The organism is Cryptosporangium sp. NPDC048952 (genome assembly GCF_043197895.1).
Taxonomy (GTDB): Bacteria; Actinomycetota; Actinomycetes; order Mycobacteriales; family Cryptosporangiaceae; genus Cryptosporangium.
Genome location: NZ_JBICTY010000007.1, coordinates 508,340 through 519,646, shown reverse-complemented (window position 1 = coordinate 519,646; position 11,307 = coordinate 508,340). Strand labels below are relative to the sequence as shown.

At 70.9% G+C, this 11,307-nt stretch carries 11 protein-coding genes; 5 read left to right on the top strand and 6 right to left on the bottom strand.

The features are described 5' to 3' along the window. The first annotated feature begins 41 nt into the window (after positions 1-41). Together ACGFY5_RS36155 and ACGFY5_RS36150 are read left to right on the top strand one after the other, a co-directional pair. A complete protein-coding gene (locus ACGFY5_RS36155) occupies positions 42-527 on the top strand; it encodes a winged helix-turn-helix transcriptional regulator (RefSeq protein ID WP_392727521.1) in 486 nt (161 codons plus the stop codon). Between the two features lie 39 nt (positions 528-566). After that, positions 567-1,349: an SDR family NAD(P)-dependent oxidoreductase gene (locus ACGFY5_RS36150; protein WP_392727519.1), complete on the top strand. Its 783-nt coding sequence runs from the start codon at positions 567-569 to the stop codon at positions 1,347-1,349. A 72-nt stretch (positions 1,350-1,421) separates the two neighbouring features. On the opposite strand, the gene ACGFY5_RS36145 is transcribed toward ACGFY5_RS36150, so the two are convergent. Both ACGFY5_RS36145 and ACGFY5_RS36140 read right to left on the bottom strand, forming a co-directional pair. Then, complete coding sequence (locus tag ACGFY5_RS36145; RefSeq protein ID WP_392727517.1) at positions 1,422-2,465, bottom strand: enoyl-CoA hydratase/isomerase family protein; 1,044 nt, start codon at positions 2,463-2,465, stop codon at positions 1,422-1,424. Next, on the bottom strand, positions 2,462-2,953 hold the full coding sequence (locus ACGFY5_RS36140; protein ID WP_392727514.1) for a MarR family winged helix-turn-helix transcriptional regulator: 492 nt from the start codon (positions 2,951-2,953) through the stop codon (positions 2,462-2,464). Before ACGFY5_RS36140 ends, ACGFY5_RS36145 begins: the two co-directional genes overlap by 4 nt. Positions 2,954-3,039: 86 nt before the next feature. On the opposite strand from ACGFY5_RS36140, the gene ACGFY5_RS36135 reads away from it, so the two are divergent. Further along, complete coding sequence (locus tag ACGFY5_RS36135) at positions 3,040-3,942, top strand: NADP-dependent oxidoreductase (protein WP_392727512.1); 903 nt, start codon at positions 3,040-3,042, stop codon at positions 3,940-3,942. Here the strand turns inward: ACGFY5_RS36135 and ACGFY5_RS36130 are convergent. The 3 genes from ACGFY5_RS36130 to ACGFY5_RS36120 all read right to left on the bottom strand — a co-directional run bounded on the left by ACGFY5_RS36130 (position 3,939) and on the right by ACGFY5_RS36120 (position 7,934). After that, a complete protein-coding gene (locus ACGFY5_RS36130; RefSeq protein ID WP_392727510.1) occupies positions 3,939-5,270 on the bottom strand; it encodes an amidohydrolase family protein in 1,332 nt (443 codons plus the stop codon). The genes ACGFY5_RS36135 and ACGFY5_RS36130 overlap by 4 nt on opposite strands. A gap of 26 nt (positions 5,271-5,296) precedes the next feature. Continuing rightward, positions 5,297-6,370 (bottom strand): CoA transferase, encoded by a 1,074-nt coding sequence (locus ACGFY5_RS36125; protein WP_392727507.1) that lies wholly within the window; start codon positions 6,368-6,370, stop codon positions 5,297-5,299. Positions 6,371-6,503: 133 nt separating this feature from the next. Further along, complete coding sequence (locus ACGFY5_RS36120; protein ID WP_392727504.1) at positions 6,504-7,934, bottom strand: cation:dicarboxylate symporter family transporter; 1,431 nt, start codon at positions 7,932-7,934, stop codon at positions 6,504-6,506. 173 nt (positions 7,935-8,107) lie between these two features. Between ACGFY5_RS36120 and ACGFY5_RS36115 the strand changes: the two genes are divergently transcribed. Both ACGFY5_RS36115 and ACGFY5_RS36110 read left to right on the top strand, forming a co-directional pair. Then, positions 8,108-9,673, top strand: a complete 1,566-nt coding sequence (locus ACGFY5_RS36115) for an ATP-binding protein (protein ID WP_392727502.1) — start codon at positions 8,108-8,110, stop codon at positions 9,671-9,673. Continuing rightward, entirely contained in the window at positions 9,670-10,344 is a 675-nt protein-coding gene (locus ACGFY5_RS36110) for a response regulator (protein WP_392727499.1), read from the top strand. Before ACGFY5_RS36115 ends, ACGFY5_RS36110 begins: the two co-directional genes overlap by 4 nt. On the opposite strand, the gene ACGFY5_RS36105 is transcribed toward ACGFY5_RS36110, so the two are convergent. Next, positions 10,341-11,264: a zinc-binding alcohol dehydrogenase family protein gene (locus tag ACGFY5_RS36105; RefSeq protein WP_392727497.1), complete on the bottom strand. Its 924-nt coding sequence runs from the start codon at positions 11,262-11,264 to the stop codon at positions 10,341-10,343. The genes ACGFY5_RS36110 and ACGFY5_RS36105 overlap by 4 nt on opposite strands. Between the last annotated feature and the right edge of the window lie 43 nt (positions 11,265-11,307).

The following is an 11,307-nucleotide window of genomic DNA, read 5'->3' as shown; positions in this document are numbered from 1 at the left end:
GTCTGGCTATGGCTGTGTCTAGCCAGGGTAGAGTGCGTCACATGCCGCTCACCCTCGATGGACCGCTGGCCGACCGGACGCGCTGGCAGGCGACGGAGTGCTCGATCGGCAAGGCGATGGACGTGGTCGGTACGCGGTCGGCGATGTTGCTGGTTCGGGAGGCGTTCTACGGGACGACGCGGTTCGACGACTTCGCGGCCAGGGTCGGGATCACGGATGCGATCGCGGCTACCCGGTTGAAGGAGCTGGTCGCGGCCGGGATCTTCGCGAAGCGTCCGTACCGGGAGCCGGGGCAGCGCACGCGGTACGAGTACGTGCTCACGCCGATGGGTGAGGATCTGTTGCCGGCGTTGCTCGCGTTGATGCGGTGGGGAGATCGGTATTTGCAGCCCGATGGTGAGGGACCGCTCGCGGTGGTGACCGACTCCGGCGACCCGATCGAGATCGGCGCCGACGTCCGCGCCGACGAACTCCTAGTGCGCGTGAACCGTCGCCGCTCCGAAGCCGCCCGCCGGCCGCCGCGCTGAAGCGGCGTGTAAGCGGGGGGTGGGGGGAATGGGGCTCGTATGGACATTGATCTTTCGGGGCGGCGGGCGCTGGTCACCGGATCTACGCAGGGCATTGGGTACGCGATAGCCGCGGGGCTGGCGGCGGCCGGGGCGGAGGTGCTGGTCAACGGGCGGTCGGCCGGGCGCGTCGACGAGGCGGTCGCGTCGATCGAGGGCGCGAACGTGCGGGGTGTGGTCGCTGATGTGGCGTCCGCCGAGGGGTGCGACGCCGTGCTCGAAGCCGCGCCGGAACTCGACATCCTGGTCAACAACCTCGGCATCTTCGGCGCGAAGCCGGTGCTCGAGGTCACTGACGACGACTGGCGTCGCTATTTCGAGGTGAACGTGCTGTCGGGTGTGCGGCTCACCCGCACGTACCTACCCGGGATGATGGACCGGGGGTGGGGTCGCGTGATGTACATCAGCAGCGACTCCTCGGTGGTGACGCCGGTGGAGATGGTGCATTACGGGGTCACGAAGACCGCGTTGCTCGGGGTGTCGCGGGGCTTCGCGAAGGCTGCTGCCGGCACCGGGGTGACGGTGAACTCGGTGCTCGCGGGGCCGACGCACACCGGTGGGGTGGAGGGATTCGTGTCCGAACTGGTCGGCGACGATGCGCCCTGGGACGAGGCACAGCGGCAGTTCATGCGGGAGCACCGGCCGCAGTCGCTGCTCCAGCGACTGATCGAGCCGCCGGAGATCGCGAACATGGTGACCTACCTGGCCTCCGACCTGGCCTCCGCCACCACGGGCGGCGCCCTCCGCGTGGACGGCGGCTACGTGGACTCCATCCTCCCCTGACCCACCGGGCCGCGCCCCCGCGATCCGGTCCCGGCGGCGAGCGCGGGCGCCACGGGGGCGCGGCCGTTGGCGCTAGTCGACCAGCTCGTCCACCAAGCCCCAGCGGAGGGCATCGTGGGCGGTGAGGCGTTGGTCGGAGAGGGCCAGCCAGGCTGTGCGTTGGCGGCCGATTCGGCGGGGGAGGCTGACGGTGCCGCCAGCGCCGGGGACCAGGCCGAGTGCGACCTCGGGCAGTCCGATCGAGGTGTCCGGCGCGGCGACGACCTTGCCCGCGAATGCGGGGAGTTCGATGCCCGCGCCGAGGCACGCGCCGTGCAGGTACGCGGTGGTGCGGCGGGCCACCGACTGCAGCAGGCGCGCCGGGCTGCGTGTCAACCGTGTGAGGTGCGCGATCGCCGGATCGGGTCGGCTCCCGAACTCGTCCAGGTCGCCACCGGCGCAGAAGTCCGGCCCGTCGCCGCGGAGCTCCAGCGTCACTCCCGGATCCGCAGCCGCCAGCGCGAACGCCTCCGCCAGCGCGTCCCGCATCGCAGCGTCCAGCGCATTGCGCCGAGCAGCCCGGGTCATCGTGACCCGCAAAACATCCCCGTCCCGCTCAACCCGAACCCGTTCGTTCGCGGTGCCCACCGTGGCCGGCCTTGGGAGGCGCGTCGCGCGCCAGCGGGTGAATTCGTCACCCCCCTGGAGGGCCGAGTAGGTCGCCGATTCTGCGATCAGGCCCGACGTGGCGTCGAGGCCTTCGGAGGAGCGCAGAAGCAGCGCCAGCGTGGTCGCGGCGATCGGGTTCGCGAGTGCCGTCGAGCGCAACGTGTCCGCGGTGCCGGTCACATACGGCCGCGGCGCGTCCGGAGCCTCGGTGAGCAGCACATCACCGAGCATCAACGGCACGTGCCCAGCCCCGGCAAACACCCCCGGATCCGGCACGACCAGCACGATCACGCACGGCAACGCACGCAGATCGGTCACCGACCGGCTCGGATCCACGATCATCGCGAGCCCTGCCGCCGACGCCGCATCCGGAACGTCGATCAGCAGAAGCGGCTCACCGAGCACGGCGGAGTACGTCTCAGCCGCCTTGGGATCCCCGAGCGCATCCAGCAACTCGCGAACGTTCACTTTTTCCTACTCCTCGGCGCCGCCGACCGCGGTGGATCCGTCCGCATGTGATCACGTACGCGGGTCAGCAACCCACTGAGCGTCCCGAGCTCCTCCGGCGACAACGGATCGAGCAACAACCGCCGCACGACTTCCATGTGACCGGGCAACACCGCGAAGATGCGCTCGCGCCCACCCGCCGTGAGGCTGACCGTCGTACTCCGATCGTCATCCGGCGACGGCGCCCGCGCGATCAGCCCGGCCTTCTCGAGTAGCCCCGCCTGATAGGTGAGGCCGCTACGACTGACCACCAGGCTGTCAGCCAGATCGGTCATCCGCAGCTGCCCGTCCGCGGCTGCGAACAACGACATCAAGATCTTGAACTGGACGGTAGTCAGCCCCACGCTGCGAAGTTGCTGCTCGACCGCATGCGCCAGCAGGCTCCCGACCTCCTCGAGCGCGAAGAAGGCCTCGAGTTCGGCCGGGCTCAACCCGCCATCGTCCGTCACATCCATCATTTTACTTGCTTCAAATTCAAAGCATGCTACGGTCGGGTAAGTGCTTCAAGTTTGAAGCATCCGAGAAGGAGTGTGCCATGAAGGCAATGCGCTATGCCGAGTACGGCGAGCCGTCGGTGCTGACCGTCACCGAGGTCGAGCGCCCGGTCCCGCAGGACGGTCAGGTGCTGGTGCAGGTCGCCGGCGCCCCGTTCAACCTGGTCGACGCCGTGATCCGGCTCGGCGTCGTGCAGGAGGTGTTCCCGCTGACCCTGCCCGCGACCCCCGGCATCGAAGTGAGCGGCACTGTCGTCGAGACCGGTCCCGGTGCCGACCGGTTCGCGCTCGGCGACGCGGTGATCGGGGCGTTACCGATGACCGACGACGGCGCCGCGGCCGAGTACGTGGTCGTCCCCGAAGCCGTGCTCGCCCTCGCGCCGACGAGCGTTCCGCTGGCCGACGCCTCCGCGCTGCCCGTCGGCGGTCTGACCGCCTGGCAGGCGCTGTTCGAGCACGCGGACCTCCACTCCGGACAGCGCGTGCTGGTGACCGGTGCCGGAGGTTCGGTGGGCGGGTTCGCGGTGCAACTCGCCGTCGCGGCCGGCGCGCACGTGACCGCCACCGCGAGCGAACGGAGCGCCGAGCGCGTCCGCCGGTACGGGGCGCACGAGATCGTCGACTACACGACCACGCCGGTCACCGGTCAGTACGACGTGGTGCTCGACGTCGTGCCGCGTTCGGACGCTGCGCCGCTGGGTCTCGTCGCCCCCGACGGGATCTACGTGACCGCGTCAGCCGAACAGCCGACCGATGCTCCCGTCCGTGCGGTGCGGATGTACCTGCATCCCGACGCCGAGCGTCTGGCGGAGCTCGTCGCTCAGGTCAATGCCGGAAAGCTCCAGATCGACGTCGCGGAGCGGCTGCCGTTGAGCGAGCTCGCGTCGGTGCACGAGCGGGGGCAGGCGTGGAAGCTGCCCGGCAAGGTCGTGCTCATTCCTTAGAACGTGGCGCGGACGTGCTGGGCCGACGGTGACGCCAGTGCTGTCGCCAGCGGGGTGTGCAGGAGGACGACGTCCGACGGGTGGCCGGGAGCTATGCGGCGCGCTCGGCCCGGTGCGTCCGGGTCGGTGTGGAACAGGGCGAGCGCGGTCGACGGGGGCACGCGTTCGTCCGGGGCCAGGACGTGGCCGGATGCCGTGCGGCGGTCGACCGCGGCGGCGATAGCCACCCACGGGTCGGCCGGGCCGAACGGGGCGTCGGTCGCCGCGGCCACGGTGACGCCGGCGTCCAGCAGCGACCGCACCGGGTAGAGCCAGTCGCGCTCCTCGACTTCCTGCCGGTAGCGATCGCCGCGGTCGGCGAGGAAGCCCGGGTTCGTGACCAACGCGAGCCCGAGGGCGGCGAGCCGGGCGGCGTAGCCCGGCGGAACGATGCCCGCGTGCTCGACGCGGTCACCGAGGGCGGCGCCGGCCTCGTCGAGGGCCGCGACGAGCGTCACGAGTTGCTCGGCCGTGACGCAGTGCACCGCGACCGGGGAGCCGGCCGCGTGGCTCGCACGGATCGTGGCAGCGAGTTCGCCGGCGGTGGGGAGCGTGGCGTCGTCCAGCACGATCTTCTGCGGCCCGAGCCGCACGTTCGTGTCGAATCCCGGCAGGGCGGTCCCCGACGGCGACATCAGCACGAGCCCCGGGAGCGCGGCCGACCAGAGGGTGGCCAGGGCGTCCGTCTCGGATTGGGCGCGGCCCGGAGTGGCATCCGTCCAACGCGTGACGCCCTGGGCGGCGGCTTCGGCGGCCAGGGCGGTCAGTGCGTCGGGGAACGGGTCGTGCGTCGGGACGGTGTGGGCGCGGAGCCAGTCGTCGGCGCGCCAGAGCCGCCCGGTGGGTTCGTCGGAGGCGTCGCGTTCGATGCCGGGGACCGGGGCGGTGGCCGCACCGGTCACCGTCAGCGCCGCGCTGTTCAGTACCCACAGTGCGCCGGTGCGGTGCTGGATCCTCACCGGGTGACGGGCGGTCAGGGCGTCGAGGCGATGGCGGTCGAGGTTGCCGCCGGTGCTCTCGTGCCAGCCGACGCCGCGCAGCCAGGTGCCGGCCGGCGCGTCGGTGGCGGCGGTGCGGAGGCGGCGGTCGAGGTCGTCCGGGGAGCGGACGGTGGAGAGGTCGACTGACGTGCGGGCCGCTGCCCAGGCGCGTAGGTGGACGTGGTGGTCGTGCAGGCCCGGGATCACGGCCCCGCCACGGGCGTTCACTTCCGGCTCCCCGGTCCGCCGCACCAGCCCCGCTCCGACCTCCAGGATCGTCCCGCCCTCGATCCGGACGTCGACACCCACGACCCCCTCCACCTCCGCCCTCCGGATCAACACAGCGCCCACTCCGAGCCGGGATCGCCAGCCCCGGGGCGGGCGGTGTGGGCGGCTACGCCGGCCATGGCTATGTCCAGGAGGTGGCCGCCGCCTGCCCGGCGGGAAGCCAGTGCGGCTGCGGCGGCGAAGAGGCCGGTGAGGGGGTCGGCGATCGCGTCACCGCAGAAGACCGGGGTGCCGTCGGGGGCGGTGGCGATCAGTCCTCCGGCGACTGCGGCGTCGTCGCCGAAGGCCACGCGCTGGTCGGGGTCGTCGCGGCCGTAGCCGGTGATCGAAATCCAGGTGCGGCCGGGGGCCGCGGTGAGCCAGTCCTCGGCGACGAGCCCTAGTCGGCGGAGGGCTCGTGGGCGGCTGCTCTCGATGACGAGGTCTGCGTCGGCGGCGAGGTTCGACAGTGCGGTGCGGCCCTCCGGGGTGGAGAAGTCCAGGACGACGCCGGCGTGGCCCCGGTGCAGGTCGTCGTAGAACTTCGGCGGGCCGAAGCGGGCCCCGTCCGGGCGCCGGACGTCCTCCACCTTCACGACCTGCGCACCCGCCCGCCCCAACAGATGCGCACACAGCGGCCCGGCCCACATGGCCGACAGATCCAGCACCACCAGCGCGCCTGCCGGCGCGGGCTCGCCCAGGAGGGAGGTGCGGAGGGGCCGCAACGTTGCTGCGCTGTGGGGGACTGCGGCGGGGATGCCCAGGAGTTGGGCTCTGGCGGCCAACTCCGCGGCCGGGCGGGTTGCGGCGGCGGTGGTGAGGGCCGTCCAGGGGTCAGTGGTGACGTCGGCTTCCAGGAGGGCCGGGAGGAGGTCCAGGTCGGTGGGGCGGGACAGGTTCACCGCCAGCCAGCCGTCCGCCGCCCGGACGAGCCGGCAGCTCCCGTTCGCCGACACGTGCCCGGCGCGGCGCCAACCGTGGAGCGCCGCGCGACCGACGAGCACTTGACTGACGTCGATCGAAAGGGGTGAGAGCGCCCGGACGAGGGCCTGCACCCGCGCCGCGACGGGCGCGTCCGGAGCAGTAGGCGGCCCGTCCGCCGCCCCGGTCAGCTCCCCGAGCCCCCACGAGAACCACGTCACGTGCGAAATGTACGTGGCACCCGGACCGAGAGAGGCAAGGTCCGGGTGCCACGCTGTACTGCGGACGGCTCGTGGTTCCCCGGCAGCTGACCGGGGCGGTACCGGTGAACCGGCCGTCCGCGCTAGGAGGGCATCACGCCTTCGAGCCTGCCAACGCCGGTTCCTGCTCCGGCGCCGGGCCACCGTGGTGGTCGTCGTCGATCATCGTGGCCTCGTCGAACGGTGCCTGACCCGCCAGCACCCGTTCGGCCTGTGCGCGGTCGAACGAGCCGGTCCAGTTGCCGATCAGCACGGTCGCGACCGCGTTCCCGGCGAAGTTGGTCAGCGCACGTGCCTCGGACATGAACCGGTCGATACCGACGATCAGGCCGACGCCGTCGAGCAGCGCGGGCTTGTGCGAGGCCAGACCACCGGCCAGCGTCGCGAGCCCGGCGCCGGTGACGCCCGCCGCACCCTTCGACGCGATGATCATGAACAGCAGCAGGCCGATCTGCTCGCCGATCGAGAGCGGCTGGTTGAGGGCGTCGGCGATGAACAGCGACGCCATCGTCAGGTAGATCGCGGTGCCGTCCAGGTTGAACGAGTACCCGGTCGGCACCGTGATACCGACGACCGGGCGGGACACCCCGAAGTGCTCCATCTTCGCGATGAGCCGCGGCAGCGCCGACTCCGACGACGACGTCGACAGGATCAGCAGGAACTCACGGGCCAGGTACTTCAGCAGCGAGAAGATGTTGATCCGCGCGCCGATCCAGAGGATCGCGCCCAGGACACCGAACACGAAGATCGCGCAGGTGATGTAGAAACCGAGCATGACCTGCAGCAACGCGGTCAGCGCGTCCCAGCCGGTCTCGCCGACGACCGCGGCGATGGCGCCGAACGCACCGATCGGCGCGACCCACATGATCATGGCCAGCACCCGGAAGACGAGCTTCTGGAAGTAGCCGATGCCACGCAGGATCGGCTCACCGGTGCGGCCCATCGCCTGCAGCGCGAACCCGACCAGGATCGCGACCAGCAGGGCCTGGAGCACGACACCCGAGGTCAGCGCCGAGACCAGCGTGTCGGGGATGATGCCGAGCAGGAAGTCGACGGTGCCGCCTTCGGCGTCGGCGGCGAGGTCCTTGCCGGCGTCGGGGTTGGCGGCCAGGTCCAGGCCGGAGCCGGGCTGGATGATGTTGCCGACGATCAGGCCGATGGTCAGCGCGAACGTCGACATGATCAGGAAGTAGCCGAGCGCGAGACCGCCGACCTTGCCGACCGCGGCGGCGCTGCGGATCGAGCCGATGCCCAGCACGATCGTGCAGAAGATGACCGGGCCGATCATCATCTTGATCAGGTTCACGAAGCCGGTACCCAGCGGCTTCAGGTCTTTGCCCAGCTCGGGCCAGATCAGGCCGACCGCGGCGCCGAGCACCACCGCGACGATGACCGCGATGTAGAGGAGATGGGTGCGGTCGCGCTTGCGGGGCGCGGGCTCGGGCGGGTTCTCGTCGCGCGGTGGGGGCGTTTCACCCGGCGGGGGAGCGTCGCCCGGTGGGGTCGGGTCGGCGGTCGTGCTCATGGGGCCTTCTTTCTGCGCGATGTCGTCGACGGCACGGCAGGTGAATTCTTTTCGACCGACCCCAGCGGGCGGTGTTCCGGCTGCGGGGATCATGAAGTTGAAAAGGGTTCAGTGGATTGGTGCCCAGAATCTCGGTCGAAGTGACACCGGTCACTGTTCTGTACATTGCGATCATGGCGTTACGTCCGCAGGAGTGGAGCCTGGCGAGGCAACTGTTCGCGCTGCAGATCACGGTGGTGACGGTTGTCGTCGCGGCCGGACTCGGTGCGGCGGTGGCGCAGGCAGAGCATTCCACGGAAGAGGGCGCGGAGAGCCGTGCGTTGGCGATCGCTCATGCGGTGGCCGCCACGCCGGACGTCCGCGACGGCTTGTCGGCGCCGAACCCGACGGCGGTGCTGCAGCCGCACGCGGAAAACGTGCGCCAGGCGACGAGCACGGACTTCGTGGTTGTGATGAACACCGCGGGCATTAGGTACACACACCCTGATACCACCCAGATCGGCAAAAAGTTCTTGGGTCACATCGACGTGGCACTGCGCGGCGAGGATTTCACCGAGACCTACACCGGCACGCTGGGGCCCTCTGTCCGTGCGGTGGTACCGATTTCGCTCGACGGCACGGTCCGCGGGCTGGTCTCCGTCGGCATCAAGCGCAGCGCGATCGACAAGAACCTGCAGGGTCAGCTCCCGGCGCTGGCGCTCGCCGGAGCGCTCGCACTGCTGGTGGCCGCGGGCGGGACGTGGCTGGTCAACCGGCGGCTGCGCCGCCAGACCCACGATCTGGGCCCCCGTCAGCTCAGCCGCATGTATGCCTACTACGACGCCGTGCTGCACGCCGTCCACGAGGGACTGCTGCTGCTCGACCGCGACGGGCGGGTCCAACTCGTCAACGACGAGGCCCGTCGGTTGCTCGGCCTGCCGCCGGACGTGGTGGGCCTCCCGGTGACGAACCTGCCGCTGGGCGAGTCGCTCGGCAAGGGCGAGGAACAGACCGACGAGATCCACCTGACCGGTGACCGTGTCCTCGTCGTCAACCAGCGGGCGGCCGGCGGCGGCAGTGTCGTCACCCTGCGCGATCACACCGACCTGCAGGCCCTCACCGGTGAGCTCGACTCGGTGCGCGGGTTCGCCGAGTCGCTGCGCTCGGCGGCGCACGAGGCGTCGAACCGGCTGCACACCGTCGTGTCGCTGATCGGCCTCGGCCGGGTCCCCGAGGCGCTGGAGTTCGCGACCGGTGAACTGGAGCTGAGCCAGCAGCTGGCCGACCGGGTCGTCGAGGCAGTGGAGGAGCCGGTCCTGGTCGCGTTGCTGCTCGGTAAGGTGGCGCAGGCCTCGGAACGGGGCGTCGAGCTGGTGCTCGATCCGGAGGCGACGGTGCCGCCCGGCGTCGCCGATCCGCGTGACCTGGTGACGATCGTCGGCAACCTGATCGACAACGCGGTGGACGCCGCGGTGGCCGCGCCGCCTCCGCGCCGGGTCGAGGTGGCCGCGTGGGTGTCCGAGGAGGAACTGGTGCTCGAGGTAGCCGACTCCGGCACCGGCCTGGACGCCGAGCAGGTGGAGCAGGCGTTCGCGCGGGGCTGGTCGACGAAGACCGACGAGCGGCTCATCGGCCGCGGGCTGGGGCTCGCGCTGGTCGGGCAGGCCGTGCACCGGCACGGCGGTTCGATCGACGTCACCGGTGACGGGGGTGCGGTGTTCACGGTGCGGCTACCGGTGCGGGCCCGGGTCACGGCGTGATCAGAGTGCTGGTCGTCGAGGACGATCCGATCGCCGCCGACGCGCACGCGGCGTACGTCGAACGCGTGCCGGGCTTCGCGGTGGCCGGTAAGGCCCTCACCGCGGCCGACGCGTTACGCGAAATGGGGCGCACGGAGATCGACCTCGTGCTCCTCGACATGCACCTGCCCGACATGCACGGCCTGGACATCTGCCGACGTATGCGCGCCCGGGGCCATCGCGCCGACGTCGTGGCAGTCACGTCCGCCCGTGATCTGAACACCGTACGTGCGGCCGTGTCGCTCGGCATCGTCCAGTACCTGATCAAACCGTTCGTGTTCCCCACCTTCGCGGAAAAGCTCGAGCAGTACGCGGCCTACCGTTCCAAGCTCGCCGGCGGCGGCCAGCTGAGCGGCCAGCACGAGGTCGACCGCGCACTGGCGCTGCTGCACGGCCGCGGCCAGACCGCGCTGCCGAAGGGCATGAGCCCGGAGTCGCTCGACGCGGTCACGGCCGCGCTCCGCACCGGGTCGGCGCCGCTGTCGGCGAGCGAGATCGCCGAGGACCTCGGGATGTCGCGGATCACCGCCCGCCGGTACCTCGAGCACCTCACCGACGCCGGCCTCGCGACGCGTGCCGCCCGGTACGGCCGCGCGGGTCGCCCGGAACTCGAGTACCGCTGGAATTTCTAGGGCGTCACCACGAGTCGCTTGCCGCGGAGGTCGGTGCGCTGCCAGGCGTCTTCGATGTCCGCGAGCGGGACCACTTCCTTGTCGAACGTCAGCGCGCCCTCGCGGGTCCACGCCAGGACCTGCTCGTACGCCTCCGCCATCCCGCCGCCGGCGAGGCCCTTCGAGGCGCCGTAGAGCTCGACGCCCGACGTCCGGAGGCTCTCCGCCGGCAACGTCAACGCGGCTCCCGCCGAATCGCCGATCTGGACGATGCGCGTCGGCTTTCCGAATGTGAATGAATCTGGCACCAGCGTCTTCAGCAGAACCTCGGTCGGTCGGCCCCATAGGAAGTCGACCACGACGTCGAACGGGCCGGCGTCCGCGAACGCCTGCTCGTTGCTGGTGTTGATCACCGCATCGGCCTGCAGGGACGCCAGCGCTTCGTTGTCGCGGCCGGTGGCCACGACCCGCCCGGCGCCCAGTAACCGGGCGATCTTCACTGCGAGCCTCCCCGCAACCCCGGTAGCGCCCTGTACGAGCACGGTCTCGCCGGGCACCAGCCCACCGGCGGTGCGCATTGCCATCCCGGTGATGGCCGTGGAGAGTACGACCACGTCGGTCGGATCGATCCCGTCGGGAGCCGGCACCGTGAACGCGCGCGGCACGACGACCTTGTCGGCGAGCGCTCCGTAGGGCGGCGCGACGTTGCCGAACCCCACCAGCGTGCCGTCGTCCAGCGTCCCGACGCCGTCGAAGCAGGGGATGAGCGGGTAGGTCGGCGCGGTGCTCGTGTAGTGCTCACCGGCGGCGACCTTCCGGTCGACGTTCTCCACCGCGACCGCCTTCACGGTGACGACGACGTCGTCCGGCCCCGGCTCGGGGTCGGCGAAGTCTTCGTAGATCGGGACACCGCCGGGAGTATGGACCACAGCTGCCTTCATCGGACATACCTCTCTACCACTGTTAGAGAGGGCTACTCTAACG